The sequence below is a fragment of the Bacteroides sp. RCH18 genome, from assembly GCF_058231005.1.
In genome coordinates, this window is record NZ_JBIPTC010000001.1 from 602,536 (window position 1) to 624,567 (window position 22,032).

17 protein-coding genes and 2 tRNA genes are annotated in these 22,032 nt (G+C 41.7%); 10 read left to right on the plus strand and 9 right to left on the minus strand.

Going from position 1 to position 22,032, the window contains the following annotated elements; genetic code table 11:
- Positions 1-3 precede the first annotated feature (3 nt).
- Genes ACHLI0_RS02205 through ACHLI0_RS02215 form a run of 3 tightly spaced genes read right to left on the minus strand, consistent with a single transcriptional unit; the run spans position 4 to position 5,213 of the window.
- Positions 4-2,403: an ABC transporter permease gene (locus tag ACHLI0_RS02205; RefSeq protein ID WP_490749545.1), complete on the minus strand. Its 2,400-nt coding sequence runs from the start codon at positions 2,401-2,403 to the stop codon at positions 4-6.
- Positions 2,404-2,436: 33 nt separating this feature from the next.
- Complete coding sequence (locus ACHLI0_RS02210; RefSeq protein WP_055298439.1) at positions 2,437-3,687, minus strand: efflux RND transporter periplasmic adaptor subunit; 1,251 nt, start codon at positions 3,685-3,687, stop codon at positions 2,437-2,439.
- Positions 3,688-3,740: 53 nt separating this feature from the next.
- Positions 3,741-5,213 (minus strand): TolC family protein, encoded by a 1,473-nt coding sequence (locus ACHLI0_RS02215; protein ID WP_234117873.1) that lies wholly within the window; start codon positions 5,211-5,213, stop codon positions 3,741-3,743.
- Positions 5,214-5,427: 214 nt separating this feature from the next.
- Between ACHLI0_RS02215 and ACHLI0_RS02220 the strand changes: the two genes are divergently transcribed.
- Together ACHLI0_RS02220 and ACHLI0_RS02225 are read left to right on the plus strand one after the other, a co-directional pair.
- Positions 5,428-6,804: a sigma-54-dependent transcriptional regulator gene (locus ACHLI0_RS02220; RefSeq protein WP_234117874.1), complete on the plus strand. Its 1,377-nt coding sequence runs from the start codon at positions 5,428-5,430 to the stop codon at positions 6,802-6,804.
- Positions 6,801-8,078: a sensor histidine kinase gene (locus ACHLI0_RS02225; RefSeq protein ID WP_258972835.1), complete on the plus strand. Its 1,278-nt coding sequence runs from the start codon at positions 6,801-6,803 to the stop codon at positions 8,076-8,078. Before ACHLI0_RS02220 ends, ACHLI0_RS02225 begins: the two co-directional genes overlap by 4 nt.
- Positions 8,079-8,706: 628 nt before the next feature.
- Here ACHLI0_RS02225 and ACHLI0_RS02230 read toward each other — a convergent pair.
- Positions 8,707-8,901, minus strand: coding sequence for a hypothetical protein (locus ACHLI0_RS02230; protein WP_008761523.1), 195 nt, complete (start codon positions 8,899-8,901; stop codon positions 8,707-8,709).
- Between the two features lie 147 nt (positions 8,902-9,048).
- Between ACHLI0_RS02230 and ACHLI0_RS02235 the strand changes: the two genes are divergently transcribed.
- The 3 genes from ACHLI0_RS02235 to ACHLI0_RS02245 all read left to right on the plus strand — a co-directional run bounded on the left by ACHLI0_RS02235 (position 9,049) and on the right by ACHLI0_RS02245 (position 10,097).
- On the plus strand, positions 9,049-9,786 hold the full coding sequence (locus ACHLI0_RS02235; protein ID WP_258972836.1) for a class I SAM-dependent methyltransferase: 738 nt from the start codon (positions 9,049-9,051) through the stop codon (positions 9,784-9,786).
- A gap of 127 nt (positions 9,787-9,913) precedes the next feature.
- Positions 9,914-9,988 (plus strand) — tRNA-Pro (locus ACHLI0_RS02240).
- Between the two features lie 34 nt (positions 9,989-10,022).
- A tRNA-Pro gene (locus ACHLI0_RS02245) sits at positions 10,023-10,097 on the plus strand.
- Between the two features lie 49 nt (positions 10,098-10,146).
- Here ACHLI0_RS02245 and ACHLI0_RS02250 read toward each other — a convergent pair.
- A complete protein-coding gene (locus ACHLI0_RS02250; RefSeq protein ID WP_258973424.1) occupies positions 10,147-10,860 on the minus strand; it encodes a tRNA1(Val) (adenine(37)-N6)-methyltransferase in 714 nt (237 codons plus the stop codon).
- A gap of 213 nt (positions 10,861-11,073) precedes the next feature.
- On the opposite strand from ACHLI0_RS02250, the gene lon reads away from it, so the two are divergent.
- The 3 genes from lon to ACHLI0_RS02265 are packed head-to-tail and all read left to right on the plus strand — an operon-like array spanning position 11,074 to position 15,767.
- Positions 11,074-13,539, plus strand: coding sequence for an endopeptidase La (gene lon / locus ACHLI0_RS02255; RefSeq protein ID WP_118336919.1), 2,466 nt, complete (start codon positions 11,074-11,076; stop codon positions 13,537-13,539).
- A complete protein-coding gene (gene tgt / locus ACHLI0_RS02260) occupies positions 13,536-14,666 on the plus strand; it encodes a tRNA guanosine(34) transglycosylase Tgt (RefSeq protein WP_008761519.1) in 1,131 nt (376 codons plus the stop codon). The genes lon and tgt overlap by 4 nt, the downstream gene beginning before the upstream one ends.
- A gap of 3 nt (positions 14,667-14,669) precedes the next feature.
- Positions 14,670-15,767, plus strand: a complete 1,098-nt coding sequence (locus ACHLI0_RS02265) for an LptF/LptG family permease (RefSeq protein ID WP_008761518.1) — start codon at positions 14,670-14,672, stop codon at positions 15,765-15,767.
- A 176-nt stretch (positions 15,768-15,943) separates the two neighbouring features.
- Here the strand turns inward: ACHLI0_RS02265 and ACHLI0_RS02270 are convergent, their stop codons facing one another.
- The gene (locus ACHLI0_RS02270; RefSeq protein WP_008765690.1) at positions 15,944-16,450 is read right to left on the minus strand and encodes a thioredoxin family protein; all 507 of its coding nucleotides are present in this window, start codon (positions 16,448-16,450) and stop codon (positions 15,944-15,946) included.
- 268 nt (positions 16,451-16,718) lie between these two features.
- Here ACHLI0_RS02270 and serB point away from each other — a divergent pair, with 268 nt between their 5' ends.
- Positions 16,719-17,948, plus strand: coding sequence for a phosphoserine phosphatase SerB (gene serB / locus ACHLI0_RS02275; protein ID WP_008765689.1), 1,230 nt, complete (start codon positions 16,719-16,721; stop codon positions 17,946-17,948).
- A 47-nt stretch (positions 17,949-17,995) separates the two neighbouring features.
- Positions 17,996-19,264, plus strand: a complete 1,269-nt coding sequence (locus ACHLI0_RS02280; RefSeq protein WP_008765688.1) for a DEAD/DEAH box helicase — start codon at positions 17,996-17,998, stop codon at positions 19,262-19,264.
- Positions 19,265-19,275: 11 nt separating this feature from the next.
- On the opposite strand, the gene ACHLI0_RS02285 is transcribed toward ACHLI0_RS02280, so the two are convergent.
- The 3 genes from ACHLI0_RS02285 to rfbC are packed head-to-tail and all read right to left on the minus strand — an operon-like array spanning position 19,276 to position 21,992.
- Positions 19,276-20,073, minus strand: a complete 798-nt coding sequence (locus ACHLI0_RS02285; RefSeq protein WP_008765687.1) for a DUF4738 domain-containing protein — start codon at positions 20,071-20,073, stop codon at positions 19,276-19,278.
- Between the two features lie 37 nt (positions 20,074-20,110).
- A complete protein-coding gene (locus tag ACHLI0_RS02290; protein WP_016267541.1) occupies positions 20,111-21,424 on the minus strand; it encodes a UDP-glucose dehydrogenase family protein in 1,314 nt (437 codons plus the stop codon).
- Positions 21,425-21,443: 19 nt separating this feature from the next.
- Entirely contained in the window at positions 21,444-21,992 is a 549-nt protein-coding gene (rfbC, locus tag ACHLI0_RS02295) for a dTDP-4-dehydrorhamnose 3,5-epimerase (RefSeq protein WP_008761514.1), read from the minus strand.
- Positions 21,993-22,032 lie beyond the last annotated feature (40 nt).

Below are 22,032 nucleotides of genomic sequence, written 5' to 3' on the forward strand. Positions count from 1 at the left end.
TGTTTATTCGTTTTTAATTACTTCTGCCGGATTAAGACGGGCAATCTTCAATATCCGGAAGAGAACTGTTATTGCAGTCAATAAAGTTACTCCTGCAAATATACCACTCCAATATAGGATTCCATAACTGAAAAATACCTGATACATTTCCTTCCACATCTGAAGAATAATACATATGACAGGGAATGCTAATATGGCAGTTATTATTAAAAGCAACATGTATAATCGGGCAAATAACATAATGATCTGTTTCATCCCAGCCCCATTCACTTTACGAATCGCTACCTCCTTCTGCCTGCGCTCGGTATCAAGAGTTATAGCTGCATATACTCCCAGCAAGGTTATAATCAAGCTTACTACAGAGAAAAACAAGATAATATCTTTGAGTTTGGTTTCTAATGCTTGTTCCTCATTGATGTCTTCCAGGAAAGTGGATACTTCAGGGTCAATACTTTCCGGCAGCACATCTCGCAAGATTTGATAAACCCATTGAGTAACTTCTTCCTCTTTTCCTGAATAGCACTTTATATAGCAATGACCAACATAATAATCAAATTCAGAGGGTAAAAACACATATCCAGGCTGTTCTGCCCCACGACTATAAACTGAAGGATTGAAAGAAGAAAGTACACCACAGACTATATATCCATTTTGATAATTATAAAGAGACATTCCCAATATATCTTTTCCATTTTTATCTCTGAATACATCATCTACAAACATATCACTATCACTTTCCATATTCCGTCCGACCAACAAAGGTATCTGCATGAAAGATATAAAATTAGGACTTACATTCATAACATTCGCTTCCATATATTTATCCGGATTATCTTTTTCAATTTGCATGCCTGTACCTGATACTCCTTTTAAATATCCAATATCAGCAAGCAAGATGTCTTTTATACCGGAATGCTGACGGATACGGTCAACAAGGGCTAACTTTTCCTCATTCTTCATAAAAGCATAATCGAGCTCAATACTCAGAATTTCACTTTTTTCCGTTTTAGTCAGTGTATTGAATAAGGTAGAAGTCGTTTTTTCTGTCTGAAGATAGAGCGCAACAGTCATAGATACAAAGAGCCAGCAAATAAAGAACTGTATACCTAACATAATGTTACGAAAACGGTTTTTCCCTCTTATATGATGACTGCGGATACTAGTCTGTACACTTACTTTGCGAATGTAGTAAGAAACCAAAAAACAAATACATAAAGTGACTAAAAGAAGCAATAAAATATATTCTCCGGCTTGGTTCATCAAACTATCTCTTTCGACAGACATCGTTAAATCAAAAAATGAAATCTGCATTCCGGAAGCTAAAACTTCTATAAAACCAAACATAAATATTGAAGCCAGAATGATAACAAGAAATAATTGAGTAAAAAGCATCATGGATAGTTGAATTGTGCCATTACCCAATACCTTTCGAATACTAAACTCGCGCTGTCTATTTATCATGCTCCCAATCTGAAAATGAAAAAAGTTAAGCAATGATACCAACAAAATAAGAATGCCGACAATACTAGTCGTCAAACTAAAAATCATAGCAATTTTAGAACTATCAGTCTCTTTGCCAATAGGAGAAACAAGTACATCGCAATCCTGACCAAACATCCGATGAGTAAATTTGACTTTTTTATATTGATTCTCTAAATCTTTCGCAGTTTGTCCTTTCCACAACAAGCCATAGGTATAAGTTCCTGTTTGATCATTGTTACCCTTCATTCTAAATAATCCTTCACTGTCATTCAAAACCAAGGCATCAATCTTTCGCATGAAACTCATGCTGACATTGGTAGGAATATCTTTAATCACAGCCTGTATGGTATAAGTAATCCCTCCGTCCCGAGGAGTTGTTTCGGGAGAAGTATATAATCTGCTAGTTATCACCATACGTTTGCCAACGGCATCCTGAAGATAAGGAAAAACTTTACGTGCTGTACTTTCCGTCAATACTATGGCATTAAAAGTATGGGCCGCCGTTGTCCATGAACCGGCTACAATATCCGGAGTGAACAAACGATCAAAAAGTGAATCAACCTCTATGCAATCAAAAGTATAAGGTAGTTTCTTTTCATCATTTAAATATACATTAAAAGGACGATCCCGAATATATGATACTCTTGAATAGCCCTCCACAAGCTGTCCGTGCTCTTTTATTAAGTTCTCTGTTAATACGGCGGGAGTACCTGCGTACGGTTCTCCATCACCAGACAGACGTATATCGACCAAACGATGATAATTATCAAAACATTGGTCCATACTCTGCATGTATCGGCTACAATAGAAGCAAATGCTAAAGCATAGCAATCCGACTGCCAGTCCTATAATGGATATAAAATTCTGTGTCTTATATTTCAGAAAGTTACGAAAAGCAACTTTTAAATAGTGTTTTATCATCATTACTATGCTGTTTTTGTCTAATCTCTATTTTTATTTCAATATCAACTCCTCTGCATCGCCAAAGGTATCATATCCTGTCGTAATTACCCAATCTCCCGTCTGTAAACCTTCTGTAATTTCATACTGCTGCGGATTCTGCCGCCCAATACTTAATGGCACACGGATTGCTTTTGTCTTCGAAGCATTCACTTTGTAAATCCACTGCCCTCCTGTAGACTGATAGAAATTACCCCGTGGAATAATGAGCGCCCGTTCTGGCTGACCTAATTCAATCTGTACACGGAAGCTTTTGCCGACTCTCACATTATCGGGCATATCACCGGTAAAGACAAGATCGACATCAAACATACGGTCTTTTACTTCAGGGACTACTTTCGTTATTTTTAGCGGATATTTCTTTCCCTGATAATTGACGGTAGCAGGCAGTCCGGTAGTGATCCTGTCAATGTAATATTCGCTTAGCGAAGTATGTATCTTATACTGATCGAGTACCTTTATTTCGGCAATGCTTTCGCCGGAAGAAACCTGCTGCCCCGGAGTGACTCTGACAAAGCTTAGTTGCCCTTTTATAGGAGCCGTCACCACCAGGTTATTCAATCGCTCGTGGGTACGTTCATATTTCTTGCGCTCCCGTTCACGGTCATTGCGAATCAGTTCTTTACGAATCATCGTAACGGCCGAATCATGTCGCAAGCTTTCTTGTTGCAATGCCGCGTTTTTTAGTTTGTAGTTATATTCATCTTCGGCTACTTGTAGTTGAGCCTTACTCTTTACTCCCATCTGAAACTCTTCCCGATCAAGGGCAATGCTCTTTTTCAGTCGTTCCAGTTCGTAATTATTCGTCAGAGCCTGCTGCTTCAGATTAAGACTTTTCTGTTCCATCTCAATCTCCTGTTCCTGATAGGTGATCATTTGTTTTTCCCATTCGTCACGCTGGTCTTCGATGCTGCGGAGCAGATCCGGATTGGAAAGGACGATGATGGTATCCCCCTGCTGGAGCAGACTTCCTTCCTCACCAATGATGCTTTCAACACTTCCCGCTTCGCGGGTATTGATTTTGATAGTCAGTATAGGCTGAATCAGACCCTCCACATCTACATATTCCATAAAATTATCCTCTTTCACTTCCGCTATCTGAATATTTTCGGCATCAATACGTAATTTTCGGGGGCCTAATGACAGAACAATTACATAAATCAGAAAGGCAGCAAACAAAAGTCCGCCTATCAAATAGTATCTGTACCGAATGTACCAAGGTTTCTTTTCTAATTTTATATCCATGACTTTATCAGGTATTTTATATTTTTATTTATTACAGCTGAATGAGTAAGTTGCTATTCTATCAGAAGATTGTAATCTTCGGTCAACAGCGTGTTTCGTTCAAAATCGTAGAGTGTCATACTTCGAAGTGTGTAATATAAACTCCAGTAATTATACAAAGCCGACACGTAATTACGGCGGGCAGTATCTTTCTCGGCAATGGAAGCATTCAGATCGAGGATAGTGGATTTTCCCAGTATATAAAGTTTGCGGGCAACTTCATTTCTTCGTTGAGCCGTTTCATCTGTACGGGCAGCAATACGTACCCGTTGCGTTTGCAGATTAAATTGTTTCACCAGTTTGCGGACATTCAATTCAAAATCCGTCCGGTTTTGCTCCACTTGCGTATATACCAGATCACGATTGGAACGGGCTACCCGCACTTGTCCTTTCCCTCTTCCCCAATCTAAAATAGGTAGAGCGATACTCAGACTTACATATTGCTGGTCTAACAGATTCCGATAAGCATCCGGCAACTTTTCGGCAGTCTGCGTCAGTCCGAAACGTAGATAAATATCTGCTTTCAGTCCCGCATTGGCACGGGCTCTTGCCACAGCACTCTCGCTTTCCAGTTTTCTTCGTTTCATCGTCTGTATATCCGGACTATTTTCGTATGCCAATGCCAATGCTTCATCCAGATTGACACTGAAATCCGGCACTTGGGAGTTGATACGCACACGAAGTTCCCGATCTTCCTGAATGCCCAGATAAGAACGAAGTTCCTGCATACAATTATCCATTTCTATACGGGCATTCATACGATTTGTTTCTTCGGTCAGACGATTCAATTCTAACTGCAGCATTTCATTCTCTGTGATCGTGCCTATATTGTAGCGCCCCTGAGCGTAACGATAGAGCGTGTCGGCATTTGCATAATTGAAAGAAGCAATATCGTAATTACTTTGAGCGGTAGCCAAAGCGAAGAATTTATTAATTGCATTGGCGGAAACAAGTTCCAGTGTTTCCACATAACTTTTCTTGGCTTCCTGATAGCGTACCGGTTCTATACGTTTATCCCATTTCAGACTATTATAACCAAAAAGCGACTGGCGATATCCTATCATGACAGGAGAAGTTTGCCATGAGTATTTATGTTCGCTGAACAAGTCCATACGTTGCGCAGATGTTTCGAGAAAAAGGGAACCTCCGGTCCAGGGAATATTCTGCGACAGGTTCAAAGTCAAATCGGTATTCAACAGATTTTGCTCGACAAACTTAACGGAACCGTCCCCCATTGTAATCTTATTGATGGCACGATTCAAATTAGGATCAGATGACAAACTCAAAGATGGCAAATAGTTAGCCCGATAATATTTGTAGTTCCAGTAAGCCGAACGAAAACTATGTCGTGCAGTCTGTGCATCAGGTGATTCCAGACGGGCTATTTTCACCACCTGCTCCAACGACATCTCCATTGTTTGATTTTGAGCAGCCAGCAGTTCAGTCGACAGGATTCCGAGTGTTATATAGAGTATTTTCAGATTCATTCTTAGATTTATTTGTTATTTACTATTCAAAACCTGTGCCATTCTTATATTTCATTATAATTCAGCTATTTACATTTACCACACTATTACAAGCAGCGTGCAAATACGCACAAATTTAGTGCGCAATCGCACATACAACACATGATTATTATCCATATCTTTGCCCTTGCATTAAAACTTTAGGATAAGTAACGAATCATATACCCCATACCCTATGGATGAAGTCAACAAACTAGGAAAGATACTCATTGTAGATGATAACGAAGATGTGCTCTTTGCCCTCAATCTACTACTCGAACCTTATACGGAAAAGATAAAGGTAGCTACCACTCCCGACCGGATTGAGCATTTTATGACTACCTTTCAGCCCGATCTTATCTTATTAGATATGAATTTCAGCCGTGATGCAATTAGCGGTCAGGAAGGTTTTGAAAGTCTGAAGCAGATTTTGCAGATTGATCCGCAAGCTATTGTCATCTTCATGACTGCATATGCGGATACAGATAAAGCTGTACGGGCTATTAAAGCCGGTGCAACAGATTTTATCCCCAAACCTTGGGAGAAGGAGAAATTGCTGGCTACTCTCACCTCCGGTATGCGTCTGCGCCAATCTCAACGGGAGGTAAACATCTTAAAAGAGCAAGTAGAAGCACTCAGCGGACAAAGTTCTCCGGAAGGGGATATTATCGGAGAATCTCCGGTCATGCAGGAAGTATTCGCAACCATAAACAAACTTAGCAGTACAGATGCCAACATTCTGATTTTGGGAGAAAACGGAACGGGAAAAGACGTGATTGCCCGACTGCTATACCGCTGCTCTCCCCGATACGGCAAACCTTTTGTCACCATCGACCTGGGAAGTATCCCCGAACAACTTTTCGAAAGTGAACTGTTCGGATTTGAAAAAGGAGCTTTCACCGATGCTAAAAAGTCAAAAGCCGGACGGATGGAAGTTGCCACCAATGGTACTTTATTCCTTGATGAAATCGGTAATCTTTCGCTTCCCATGCAATCGAAGCTGCTCACTGCGATCGAAAAACGGCAGATCAGCCGCTTAGGAAGCACACAGGCCGTGCCTATTGATGTTCGTCTGATTTGCGCAACGAATGCGGATATTCGCTGTATGGTGGATGAAGGAAGTTTCCGTCAGGACTTACTATATCGTATTAATACAATTGAAATACATATTCCCCCGCTCCGCGAACGTGGGAATGATATCATTCTGCTTGCCGAATATTTTCTGGACCGTTATGCACGCAAATATAAAAAAGAAATGCGTGGCTTGACACGGGAAGCCAAAAATAAGTTACTGAAATATACGTGGCCGGGCAATGTACGGGAGTTGCAACATACAATGGAACGTGTCGTAATATTGGGAGACGGTTCTTTGTTAAAACCCGAAAACTTCCAGTTCCACGTCACCCCCAAGCAAAAAAAGGAAGAAGAAATTGTTTTGAACCTTGAACAACTGGAACGGCAAACCATTGAAAAAGCAATGAAACTTAGTGAAGGGAATATCTCACGTGCTGCCGACTATTTAGGCATTACCCGCTTTGCCTTATATCGCAAACTTGAAAAACTAGGCTTATGAGACGATTTGCATTCAGAGTAATTTTACATATTTTACTGATAGTATTGTTTTCTATCGGCAGCTACCTGTTATTTCAAAAGCAATTATGGTTCAGTACTACTATCAGCCTTATATTACTGATAACCACGGCTATACACCTTTACCGTATGCAGTTCAAACAAATTGCCCTGTTGCGACGACTGACAGACGGCCTTCGCTATAATGACATGATGCAAACTTTCCATCCACCTTTCAAAAACAAAATAATGAATGAATGGGCGGAAGAACTTTCGGATACTTTAAAAGATTTTCGGGGAAGATTGCTGGCAGAAGAGATCAAGCACCAATACTACGAGAACTTATTGAACAAAGTTGATACAGCAGTGCTTGTTGCCGATAAAGCCGGACATATAGAATGGATGAATCAGGCGGCCGTTATCCACTTAGGACAAATATCACAATTGCCGGAAACATTGCTGAAGGCTTCTGTTGCCCATGACACCCCCGTCATCCGTATCGAACAAAATAGCATTGTGCTGGAAATGGCCATATCACGCACTACATTTGCCACTCAAGGTAGAGAACAGCAGTTAATCAGTTTAAAAAACATTCATTCTGTATTGGAACGCAATGAAATGGAAGCCTGGCAAAAGCTGATACGCGTGCTGACTCATGAAATCATGAACTCTATCACACCAATCATTTCTCTTTCGGAAACATTAAGCGAGAGAGGAATCCCCAGTCAACTGGGAGAAAAAGAATATTCTGTTATGCTGCAAGCCATGCAGACCATTCACAGAAGAAGCAAAGGATTACTGGAATTTGTAGAGAACTATCGCCGGCTCACACGAATCCCTGCTCCTATTCGTACACAAATTTCTATTACGGAATTATTCACGGATTTAAAGAAATTATTTCCGGAAGAAGAGTTTCAGTTTGAGATTCCCTCGCCCGAACTAAAATTAAATGTGGACCGAACACAAATAGAACAGATTCTTATCAACTTGCTGAAAAATGCCCGTGAAGCATGCAGTCGGAAATCAGATAAGAAGATTCAGGTAAAAGTAAGAAGACTTTCTGCCGGAAATACTACATTAACAATATCTGATAATGGAGAAGGTATTCTGCCCGATGTATTAGATAAAATATTTGTTCCTTTCTTTACCACCAAAACATCCGGTTCAGGTATCGGATTAAGTTTATGCAAGCAAATCATGACTTTGCATGAAGGAAGTATTAATGTTAAGTCGGAAGTAGGTAAAGGAAGCAGTTTTATCCTTACTTTTCCTAAATAAGAGCCTTTGATATTTGCATCTTGATGTGTTATTCTTAAGATTGCGTCCCAAAATTATTGTACCAAAAGCAACAAACCAGAAAATAAACTGCATAAATAAATGCAATAATATGCGAAAACGCAGCCTGATATTGCATAAAACGACATAATATATACATCTTTTCGTATGTACAAAACACTTATTGGTTTAAAAGGAACACCTCGTTGGTTTTAAACCAACGCTACCTTGCTCACCGAGGAACCTATTTTCATTCATGGGAAAGAGATAAAAAGGCGATTCGGTGCTTATTTTCATCTGATTTATTAGAATTATAAGCAAGGTAAGAAGTAGCATAATGATTATCATTAAGCCATTCATCCAGCTTAATGATTAGTAACAAGGGAAAGAACAGTTCAAGTCGATCAGTATATCAGACAATTAATAAAATTATGTACTTTCCTATTTAAAAATGCAGGCGTTTATTGATTCTTAGCTTATGACAGATGTAATTATAGCCCTTCCTGCCTGTTTAAATATTCTTTTTTTCAGAATGATCGTTTTTTCACTAAACGAATAGACTAATCTGAGTCCGGTATAGCCCGAATATTCATTAAGCCTGCCGATCGTCTACTTAAAGCAGAGGACTCAATCATCCTCTGCTACCCAAACTATTTGTATCAGGATTCAACTCCTTTACAGCATCTTTTACCGCTTTCTGGGTCGGTTTACGGTAAGTTTCCGCTTGTTGTACCGGAACAATCTCATTGACCATTCTTTCATATCCTTTTTGTTCTAACAAATGAACTTCCTTTTCATTCGTTTCTTTTTGTTTTTCCGTTTTCATATGGCTTTTTCATTTTTAGTTTTCTACTTTGAAAACAGAAAACAGCAAAAGATGGTTCATCCTATCTGATTTTATTTTCAGTTAATTCGTCCCAATAATCGCATAAATGCATATATTTGCCCATCTAATATGAACCTCATTGAAGTTATGAAAGAAAATAAATATGACGATGACCGCTTCTTCAGCCAATATGCTCAAATGTCACGCTCTGTAAAAGGATTGCAAGGTGCCGGAGAATGGCATATATTACAGAAAATGCTACCGGACTTTACAGGCAAGAGAGTACTGGACTTAGGCTGCGGATTTGGCTGGCACTGTATCTATGCCATCGAACATGGTGCAAAGTGTGTTACAGGAATTGATATTTCCGGGAAGATGCTGGAAGAAGCTCAAAAAAGAAATTCTTCACCACTCATCGAATATAAATGTATGTCAATCGAGGATTTCGACTTTCAACCGGATACTTATGATATCGTAATCAGTTCCTTGACCTTTCATTATCTGGAATCTTTTATTAATATATGCCGTAAAGTCAACAGCTGCCTCACAGCAGGAGGTTCTTTTGTTTTTTCAGTAGAACATCCGATATTCACAGCCTATGGTAATCAGGATTGGTATTACGACCAAGATGGAAAACGTGCTCACTGGCCTGTAGACCGCTATTTCAGTGAAGGCAAACGTACTGCTGTTTTTTTAGGAGAAGAAGTCGTGAAGTATCATAAGACTTTAACTACATATATTAATAGTCTTCTTCAGACTGGATTTGAAATTTGCGAATTAATAGAGCCCCAACCAAGTGAAATGATGCTGGATACTATTCCGGAAATGCAAGACGAACTTCGGCGTCCAATGATGCTTCTTATTTCTGCCAAGAAAAAAAGTTGACTTGCAAACAGATGAATTTCAGTCGATTGTAATTTAATCAACAAAAAACATTCATTTAGTTATTGATAATTAAAAAATACTCCCTATCTTTGCACCGCTTTTGAAAAGAACAACCCTTTAAAAGTAGCGGGGTGTAGCGCAGTCCGGTTAGCGCACCTGCTTTGGGAGCAGGGGGTCGTGGGTTCGAATCCCGCTACCCCGACTACAAAGAAAAAGGGAGTTCGGTTAAAAGTTTTCGGGGTGTAGCGCAGTCCGGTTAGCGCACCTGCTTTGGGAGCAGGGGGTCGTGGGTTCGAATCCCGCTACCCCGACGAAAAAGGAGTTACATTAAGTAGCTCCTTTTTTATTTGTGAAAAAATATTATTTCAAATGCAAATAGTATTCACGGGTCAATGCTTTATACTCTTCACTATATTGATGACGGGCTACTTCAGTCAACAGCTCCTCAACAGTACATCCTCCATTGTCAAAAGAAAAAGCAATTAAGGTCCGTTTTGGAGTTCCTCCCGGCTTGGTTATTACATTTAGCTGGCGAGTTGCATATAAATGATATTCGGAAGCTGCAGTCTTCACCCTGTCAGCCACGTCTGTCGGTATTACGATTGTAAAAACACCTTCTTTCTTCAACAAATCAGCCACGCCCTTCAACAACTTTTCATAAGTCAGAGAATCGTTATGTCGTGCCATGCTTCTCTGTTGGTCCGGACAACTAAGCGAATCCACAAAGTAAGGAGGATTGGAAACGATCACATCAAATTTATCCGAAGACTGATAGAACAAGAAATCTTGCTTCACCACTTCTATCCGATCCTTCCAGGGAGAACGAGCTACATTTTCCTTAGCCTGCACGGCAGCGGCTTCGTCTATTTCCAGCGCCACAATATTTGCATCCGGCAGACTACGTTGAGCCAGCATCAAAGCAACCAACCCCGTCCCGGTTCCAATATCTAAAATTCGATGAGCCCCTTGAACAGAAGCCCACGCCCCTAAAAGTACCCCATCCGTACCTACCTTCATGGCACATTTGTCATGCCATACTGTAAACTGCTTAAACTGAAAGAAAGGATTCGCCATCTTATTAGCCATCTAAACCTGTTTTTTACTGATCTTTGCTGAAAACCGTCAAAAATAAATAATTATTATGGAATAAATCCATTAACGCCCGATATTTTGGCATTGTTTTTGTGTTTTTATTCCACACTGTGCTTTATTATTAAAGAGAATCAATTAACTTTGCAAACGATTTATGCATATTATGTATGACATAAACTAAATTAAAACGAAAAGATGAAAGAAAGATACTTATTGGAAGAAGAAGTTGGTGAGAACGGCTTCTCACTGATTACCGACTATGATGGCAATGACGAACATGTGTTTGATGTGAATATAAAATCCGGTGATATTCTTCCGGTTCTCCCCCTTCGTAATATGGTGTTGTTTCCCGGAGTATTTTTACCTATTACAGTAGGTAGAAAGGCTTCATTAAAGCTGGTTCGCGAAGCTGAAAAGAAACACAAAGATATTGCAGTGATTTGCCAGAGATCGGCACACACGGAAGACCCCAAACTGGAAGATTTGCACAATGTCGGCACTGTCGGACGAATTGTACGGGTACTGGAAATGCCTGACCAGACAACAACAGTCATCCTTCAGGGAATGAAACGTCTGCGTCTGAAAGATATTGTAGATACACACCCTTATCTGAAGGGCGAGGTCGAACTTTTGGAAGAAGATGTCCCAAACAAAGACGATAAAGAGTTTCAGGCTCTGGTGGAAACATGCAAGGACTTGACGATGCGTTATATCAAATCATCAGAAATGCATCAGGACTCGTCATTTGCTATAAAAAACATCAGTAATCCAATGTTCCTCATTAATTTCATTTGTGCCAACCTGCCATTCAAGAAAGATGAGAAGATGGATTTATTAAGTATCAACTCACTAAGAGAGCGTACTTATCATCTATTGGAAGTCTTGAATCGCGAAGTACAGCTGGCAGAAATCAAGGCATCCATCCAAATGCGTGCCCGTGAGGATATCGATCAGCAACAGCGTGAATACTTCCTCCAGCAACAGATCAAAACGATCCAGGATGAACTGGGCGGCAGCGGTCAGGAGCAGGAAATTGAAGAAATGCGCCTGAAAGCAGTTAAAATGCACTGGAATGCGGAAGTAAGAGATACTTTTCTGAAGGAACTGGCGAAACTGGAACGTACACATCCGCAATCACCGGACTTCAGCGTACAGCTCAACTACCTGCAAACAATGCTCAACCTGCCTTGGGGTGTTTATACAACAGATAATCTGAATTTGAAAAATGCAGAAAAGACGTTGAATAAAGACCACTACGGACTGGAAAAAGTAAAAGAACGTATTCTGGAACACCTTGCCGTATTAAAACTGAAAGGCGATATGAAATCACCTATTATCTGCTTGTACGGCCCTCCGGGAGTTGGGAAAACATCCCTCGGAAAATCCATCGCATCAGCACTGAAACGAAAATATGTCCGTATGTCTTTGGGTGGTGTGCACGATGAAGCAGAAATTCGTGGTCACCGCAAAACTTATATTGGCGCTATGCCCGGACGAATCATCAAGAGCCTGATTAAGGCAGGAGCCTCTAACCCTGTATTTATACTGGATGAGATCGACAAAGTCAGTGCCGACCGTCAGGGCGATCCGTCATCAGCTTTGCTGGAAGTACTTGATCCGGAACAGAATACCTCTTTCCATGATAACTTCCTGGATGTAGATTATGACCTTTCCAAAGTACTGTTCATTGCAACTGCCAATAATCTGAATACGATCCCTGGCCCGTTGCTCGACCGTATGGAGTTGATTGAAGTCAGCGGATACATCACAGAAGAAAAAGTTGAAATAGCCCGTAAGCACCTGTTGCCGAAAGAACTGGAAGCAAACGGACTCAAAAAGACGGATATCAAGATTCCGAAAGATACTTTGGAAGCGATTATCGAATCATATACCCGTGAAAGCGGCGTCCGTGAACTAGAAAAGAAAATCGGCAAGATTCTCCGCAAATCTGCCCGTCAATATGCAACAGACGGTTATTTCGCCAAATCAGAGATTAAACCGACTGATTTGTATGAATTCTTGGGAGCGCCGGAGTATACACGTGACAAGTATCAGGGAAATGACTATGCAGGCGTAGTCACCGGATTGGCATGGACTGCCGTCGGCGGTGAAATACTCTTTGTAGAAACGAGTCTGAGCCGTGGTAAAGGTGCACGTCTTACACTAACAGGTAATCTGGGAGATGTAATGAAAGAATCAGCTATGCTGGCACTTGAATACATCAAAGCACACGCTTCAATCCTCAATCTGAATGAAGACATCTTTGACAACTGGAACATACACATCCATGTGCCCGAAGGTGCCATTCCGAAAGACGGACCGTCAGCTGGTATTACCATGGCCACTTCTTTAGCTTCTGCCCTGACCCAACGGAAAGTAAAAGCCAATCTTGCCATGACAGGAGAAATCACCCTCCGTGGCAAAGTGCTTCCTGTCGGTGGCATCAAGGAAAAGATTCTTGCCGCCAAACGTGCCGGAATCAAGGAAATTATCATGAGTGCCGAAAACAAAAAGAACATAGATGAAATTCAGGACATATATTTGAAAGGACTGCAATTCCACTATGTAAACGACATAAAAGAAGTATTCGCAATTGCACTGACAAACGAAAAAGTTGCGGATGCCATTGATTTATCTGTAAAGAAACCCAGCCAGGAATGACATTTGAGTTACAATATACAGACACTAAAAGTAATGCCCGTGCCGGTCTGATAACAACAGACCACGGGCAGATACAAACACCTATCTTCATGCCTGTGGGAACACTGGGCACTGTTAAAGGGGTACATGTAACAGAACTGAAAGAAGATATCCAGGCACAGATTATTCTGGGCAACACCTATCATTTATACTTGCGTCCGGGACTGGATGTAATTGAAAAGGCAGGCGGACTGCATCGCTTCAATGGCTTTGATCGTCCTATGCTGACCGATAGCGGTGGCTTTCAGGTATTCTCATTAGCAGGGATACGAAAACTTCGGGAAGAAGGGGCCGAATTCCGCTCGCACATTGATGGCAGCAAACATATCTTTACCCCGGAAAAGGTGATGGATATAGAACGTACCATTGGCGCTGATATCATGATGGCTTTTGATGAATGTCCTCCGGGAGATTCAGATTATGCATATGCCAAAAAGTCATTAGGACTGACACACAGATGGCTCGATCGTTGCATTCAGCGTTTCAATGAAACTGAACCGAAATACGGTTACAATCAGTCTCTTTTCCCCATCGTGCAAGGATGTGTTTATCAGGATTTGCGTAAGCAATCCGCTGAATTCGTCGCCTCCAAAGGAGCGGATGGCAATGCAATCGGCGGACTGGCCGTAGGCGAACCGGTAGATAAGATGTACGAGATGATAGAGGTTGTCAACGAGATTCTTCCCAAAGACAAGCCCCGCTATCTGATGGGAGTCGGTACCCCCGTAAATATCCTTGAAGGCATTGAACGCGGAGTCGATATGTTCGACTGTGTTATGCCTACCCGAAACGGACGAAATGGCATGTTGTTTACCAAAGACGGCATCATCAATATGCGAAACAAGAAATGGGAAACAGACTTCTCTCCCATCGAGGCGGACGGTGCTTCTGCTGTAGACACGCTATACAGCAAAGCATACTTGCGTCACCTTTTCCACGCACAAGAACTACTGGCAATGCAAATTGCTTCTATACACAATCTGGCATTTTACCTGTGGCTGGTAGGTGAAGCCCGGAAACATATCATTGCCGGAGATTTCTCTACCTGGAAGCCGATGATGGTAAAAAGAGTGTCAACAAGATTATAAAGAATGAAAAGCAATCGATTAATAAAACGGCTGGATTGGTATATCATCAAGAAATTCTTGGGGACATACGTATTTGCCATTGCATTGATTATCTCAATTGCGGTGGTGTTCGACTTCAACGAGAAGATGGACAAGCTGATGGAGCATGAGGCCCCTTGGGACAAGATCATCTTTGAATACTACATGAACTTCATCCCCTACTTCTCCAATCTGTTCAGCCCGCTGTTCGTATTCATCGCCGTTATCTTCTTTACCTCCAAACTGGCGGAGAACTCTGAGATCATTGCCATGTTCTCCACCGGTATGAGTTTCAAAAGAATGATGCGACCTTATATGATCTCTGCCGCCATCATTGCCGCGGCAACATTCATGATGAGTTCGTTCATCATTCCCAAAGGCAGTGTTACCCGTCTGAACTTTGAAGATAAATACATCAAACCCAAGAAAGTCAACTCGGTCCGGAACGTGCAGCTGGAAGTGGACAGTGGTGTCATAGCCTATATCGATAATTACAATGACGGAATGAAAACCGGCAACCGCTTTTCATTGGATAAATTTGTCGACAAGAAACTTGTCTCCCACTTAACGGCACGCCGTATCACTTACGATACAACAACGGTCAACAAATGGACCATTCACGACTATATGGTACGTGAACTGGACGGACTAAAAGAAAAAATCACCAAAGGAGACCGGATCGACTCTATTATAAATATGGACCCGTCGGACTTCCTGATCATGAAGAATCAACAGGAGATGCTGACCAGTCCGGAACTGAGCGAATATATCGAAAAGCAGAAACGACGGGGATTTGCCAATATCAAAGAGTTTGAAATTGAGTACCACAAACGAATTGCAATGTCATTTGCTTCGTTTATTCTGACAATCATCGGAGTTTCTCTTTCATCACGAAAAACGAAGGGTGGTATGGGACTTCATCTGGGTATCGGATTAGGGCTTAGCTTCTCTTATATCCTGTTCCAGACAATCACTTCTACCTTTGCCATAAACGGTAACGTGCCTCCTGCAATTGCAGTCTGGATTCCCAATATTCTCTATGCAGGCATCGCATTCTATCTGTATCAGAAAGCACCTAAATAAGGAAACATAAAACTTAGATTCAGGAGATAAAAAATAGAAGTTCCGCCTATTCTTGCCGAAAGCAAGTACAGGCGGAACTTTTTTGTTGTATCCATTTCCTCTTTTGTCTATTCTCCATTTTAATCACCAAACGGTGATCCGGAAAATCCCTCTTTCTCCTTACTTTTTTGAGACTGTCAACCAATCTCGTTTACATAAGCAGAAAGATCTGCAGCAGAGATGTTTTTGGCTATAATCACACCATTTCCATCCAATAAATAGTTTGTGAACCCCCGATTCAAACGGTACTTTTTAAATAATCCGGAGTCCTCGCCTTCTGTTTCCACGAAACAAGTGGGCGTAACTATTTGGTCCTTACGAACGGTTTCCTTAAAAATTGACTGGTATTCGTCAAACGAAACAGAAACCATTTCCACATTACGGGAAGAACGAAGCACATTGCTCAAACTTACGTTTTGCATCCGGGATTGCGCGTCATAACTTGCCCAAAAACTAAGCAACACATATTTACCTTTCAAATTACCCAACTTAAAAGCCGGTTGCCCATTCGACGCAGATTCGATTTTAAAATCAGGGGCTACGTCACCCTCACTCAAACCTCCGGTAGGTTTGTCTTTCTCAACGAAAGCGGTCAAGGAACAAATCAGTAATACAACAAAAATCCATTTTACATAAGAATTCATGTAATGCGGTTTTAGTTAATACTATCCGGGGACTGTCCTTAAACAGTGGTTTCTTCCCGAAACGTTGTCTTTTCAGGCATCAGGCGAAGAGGAATCCGCTGATTATCAGTGCCTTTAATTTTGAAACCGGGTGCAAAGGTAAGTAATTATTAAATTAACTTCCAAAAAAACAAGCCATTTTCTTACTTTTTGGGTATAACTTTTTATGTTATTTAGCATAAAAACGAACTTTTTTCCCTACTTTTGTAGCGTTAAAGTCTATTTTCTTATGCAACCATCAAATACTGAATTGATTCTGATTCGAGTTACCGGCGAAGATCGTCCGGGACTTACCGCTTCCGTAACTGAAATACTTGCCAAGTATGACGCTACTATCCTTGATATCGGACAGGCGGACATCCATAATACGTTGTCGTTAGGCATTCTTTTCAGAAGCGAAGAAAGGCATTCCGGATTCATTATGAAGGAGCTGCTGTTTAAGGCATCTTCATTGGGAGTAACCATTCGTTTCGAACCGATAGGAACCGACCAGTATGAGAACTGGGTAGGTATGCAGGGGAAAAACCGCTATATACTGACGGTATTGGGCCGCAAACTGTCCGCCCGCCAGATATCCGCCGCTACCCGCGTACTAGCAGAACAAGACTTAAACATTGATGCCATCAAACGTCTGACGGGGCGTATCCCTTTGGATGAGGACAAAACGGATACCCGTACCCGTGCCTGTATCGAGTTCTCCGTACGCGGTACCCCGAAAGACCGTATCGCCATGCAGGAGCGGCTGATGCAGCTGGCTAGCGAACAGGAGATGGACTTTTCTTTCCAGCAAGATAATATGTACCGCCGTATGCGCCGTCTGATCTGTTTCGATATGGATTCTACCTTGATCGAAACTGAGGTAATCGACGAGCTGGCTATCCGTGCAGGTGTAGGTGATGAAGTAAAGGCCATTACAGAAAGCGCCATGCGTGGAGAAATAGACTTTACAGAAAGCTTCACACGTCGTGTGGCCCTGTTGAAAGGACTGGATGAATCAGTCATGCAGGAAATAGCAGAAAGCCTTCCTATTACGGAAGGAGTAGACCGCCTGATGTATGTACTGAAAAAGTATGGATACAAAATTGCTATTCTTTCCGGAGGATTCACCTATTTCGGTCAGTATCTGCAAAAGAAATACGGCATAGATTACGTATATGCGAACGAATTGGAAATTGTAGACGGCAAATTAACCGGACGCTATCTGGGAGACGTAGTAGACGGCAAACGAAAAGCCGAACTCCTCCGTCTGATCGCTCAGGTAGAGAAAGTAGATATTGCTCAGACGATAGCCGTTGGAGACGGTGCCAACGACCTTCCTATGCTGGGAATCGCCGGACTGGGAATCGCCTTCCACGCAAAGCCCAAAGTAGTGGCAAATGCCAAACAATCCATCAATACCATCGGGCTTGACGGAGTGCTCTATTTCCTGGGATTCAAAGATTCTTATTTGAATATGTAATTGAGACCAAAAATTATTTTATCTTTGTCGGCAAATAAAAAGAAGTAATGAAGTTTTCCGAACTAAAACTAAATGCAAATGTGCTTGATGCGCTTGACGCCATGCGATTTGACGAGTGCACGCCTATACAGGAACAAGCAATTCCAATCATACTAGAAGGTAAAGATTTGATAGCGGTTGCACAAACGGGCACTGGTAAAACAGCAGCATTCCTGCTGCCTATCCTGAATAAGTTATCCGAAGGAGGACATCCCGAAGATGCCATTAATTGTGTCATTATGTCCCCTACCCGGGAATTGGCGCAGCAAATCGACCAGCAAATGGAAGGCTTCTCCTATTTTATGCCCGCATCGAGTGTTGCCGTATACGGCGGAAACGACGGAATCCTTTTCGAACAACAGAAGAAGGGACTTACGTTAGGTGCAGATGTAGTAATAGCTACTCCCGGACGGCTGATAGCCCATTTAAGCCTTGGATACGTAGACCTTTCCAAGGTTTCTTATTTTATACTGGACGAAGCAGACCGTATGCTTGATATGGGATTCTACGAAGATATCATGCAAATCGTGAAATATTTGCCGAAAGAACGACAGACAATCATGTTCTCGGCAACTATGCCTGCCAAAATACAGCAACTGGCTAAAACGATTCTGAATAATCCGGCGGAAATCAAACTTGCCGTTTCAAGACCGGCAGATAAAATCATCCAGGCAGCTTATGTATGTTACGAGAATCAGAAGCTAGGTATCATACGCAGCCTTTTTACTGACGAAGTACCCGAACGTGTGATTATTTTCGCTTCCTCCAAAATCAAGGTTAAAGAAGTAACAAAGGCTCTGAAAATGATGAAACTGAATGTAGGAGAAATGCATTCGGATCTTGAACAGGCACAACGTGAAGTGGTCATGCACGAATTTAAAGCCGGAAGAATCAATATTCTGGTTGCTACGGATATCGTGGCCCGTGGTATCGATATTGACGACATCCGATTGGTTATCAACTTTGATGTACCCCATGACAGCGAGGATTATGTGCACCGTATCGGACGTACAGCACGTGCCAACAATGACGGAGTGGCACTTACCTTTATCAGCGAGAAAGAACAGAGCAACTTCAAATCCATCGAGAACTTTCTTGAAAAAGAAATATATAAAATTCCCGTTCCCGCCGAATTAGGAGAAGCACCGGAATACAAGCCCCGCTCTTACAACAATAAGAGAGGTGACAGTTCTAAAAGAAGAAGCTTCGGAGGAAAAAGGAATAACAACAATGGGAAAAAAGGCAATAACCGCCCCTCTTCTCCTGCAAGAAACTAAAAAACACTTGGTTATTTCGTCGGAGTAATAGCCAACTTGCCGCTAAAGCTGACAGTCAAATTTGCTATACTGTAAATAGAACTTTCCGGAATGGATAAAACAGCCTGATAATGGAAACCATTCCGGTCTACCTTTACAAATTTAGTATCAGATAAGATTGCCTGCACCAGGAAATCCGCAGGAACCACACTTTCAAACATCTGCTTGGTAATATCACTGGCAAACAGGCTCTTCTTGCCTTCATACACACAAATGTGCATCACATTATCGTAGTACACATTGTCCATACTAATACCGTCTTCAGTATATATCGTCTTGATCACCCTCATTTTGGATGGATTGATATATACATAAGCACGATAGCGGCTACCATCATAGTTCACAATACTATCGCGCTTCGTTACTTCCGTATAGGTGGGAATAATCATTTCCTGACCGACAAAAGATAATGAATCATTAGGATCTTCAGATTTATGCAATCTGATCATATTATCCGTAATCGAATGAAACCAGAAAATATGCTCACCTTGCTTATCTATCTTATAATAGGTAGTATCATTGCCATAAGTATAAAGAGTATCCCGTATGATTTTGAATGTAATAGGAGCACTCTGAGAATCCGCATAATAGATGGTATCCCCTTCTATACGCATCAAGGGGCTCTCAGTCTCATCATCCAGCCATATTCCTTGCAACAGTTCTTTCGCACTCAAATCCTCCTCTTGTCCGGAGGAAGAGTGCGGATTCTTACTGCTGTTACATGCTGCGAGCAAGATCGCTACTAACGATATCGCTACATATTTTGTCATTTGTCTAAATTTTGTGTATAAAGATACTCTAATTATCTTATTTACCAATGCATGAGTAAATAAATCCGAGCTCTTCCATTTCTTTTTTATCATAGATATTGCGTCCGTCCAACACAATTTGCTGATTCATAGTCTTTTTAATGACAGCCCATGAAGGCAGACGGAATTCTTTCCATTCGGTAATCAGCATCAGGACATCAGCATCAAGTACCGCATCATACATATCGCGGGCGTAATAAATAACATCACCGATACGACGCTTGCACTCATTCATTGCAGCCGGATCGTATGCACGTATCTGACAACCTGCTTTCAGAAGTTTATCGATCAATACCAATCCCGGAGCCTCACGCATATCATCCGTTTCCGGTTTAAAAGCCAATCCCCACAAGGCGATGGTCTTACCTTTCAAATCACCATTAAACTGCTTCATCAGTTTTTCAAACAAGACTCCTTTCTGCGCCTCATTCACATCTTCCACCGCACGAAGTACACGCATAGTATACCCGTTTTGCTCGGCAGTCTTGATCAATGCTTTCACATCTTTAGGAAAACAGGAGCCACCATATCCGATACCCGGATATAGGAACTTGCGTCCGATACGAGTATCAGAACCGATACCACTACGTACCATATTTACGTCGGCACCTACCAGTTCGCATAAGTTCGCGATGTCATTCATAAAGCTGATACGGGTTGCCAACATGGAGTTAGCCGCATATTTCGTCATTTCAGCCGATGGGATATCCATGAAAATAACACGGAAGTTATTCAATAAAAACGGCTTATAGAGTTTCGACATCAGTTTCTCCGCACGGACAGACTCCACTCCTACCACTACACGGTCCGGACTCATAAAGTCGCTGATAGCATTGCCCTCTTTCAGAAATTCCGGATTGGAAGCCACATCAAACTCAATGTTTACTCCTCTTTTATCCAGTTCTTCCTGTATAGCGGCACGAACTCTGCGCGCAGTACCTACAGGAACCGTGCTCTTCGTCACTACCAACTTATATTGATTCATATTACGACCGATGGTGCGGGCAACTTCCAGCACATAACTCAAATCAGCACTGCCATCTTCGTCCGGAGGCGTACCGACAGCACTAAATATAACCTCAACATCGTCCAGGCAACTCTCAAGCGAAGTCGTGAATTTCAGTCTTTTTGCCTTGACATTGCGAAGTACCATTTCTTCCAATCCATTCTCATAGATCGGAATCACTCCTTTCTGCAAAGATTCTATTTTCTCGCTATTCGTATCTACACAAGTTACATTTACGCCAATTTCAGCAAAACATGTTCCAGTTACCAAACCAACATAACCGGTTCCGACAATCGCTATTTTCATATCTATCGTTTGTTAGAGTTTATTCAAAATATACAGCATCTCTGAAAGCCATGCCCTCTTTATCCTTGGGCGACAAAAGCATCTGCGACTCCCCAAGCATCCAGTCGATGCCTAACGTTTCATCATTATATACTATAGACGCTTCCGCTTGCGGAGCATATTTATTGTCTACCTTATACATGAACACAGCTTCTTCGCTCAACACCACAAAGCCATGAGCAAAACCACGGGGAATAAAAAACTGCCTTTTATTTTCTTCACTGAGCAATGCGCTGACATGTTTTCCAAAAGTCGGTGACGACCGGCGCAAATCGACAGCAACATCCAGCACCTTTCCTTTCAGAACGCGAACTAACTTTGCCTGGCTGTATTCACCCTTCTGATAGTGCAGTCCCCGCAATACGCCAAAGGACGATTTCGATTCATTATCCTGCACAAAGTCTACCGGACCGATTTTCGCTTCAAACTCCTCTTTCTTAAAGGCTTCCATAAAGTAGCCCCGTTCATCAGAATAAACATTGGGTTCTATCAGCCACACCCCATCTATTTCTGTCTGTATATAGTTCATCGTTAGTAGTAATAAGTAAAACGATGCAAAAGTAGTGATT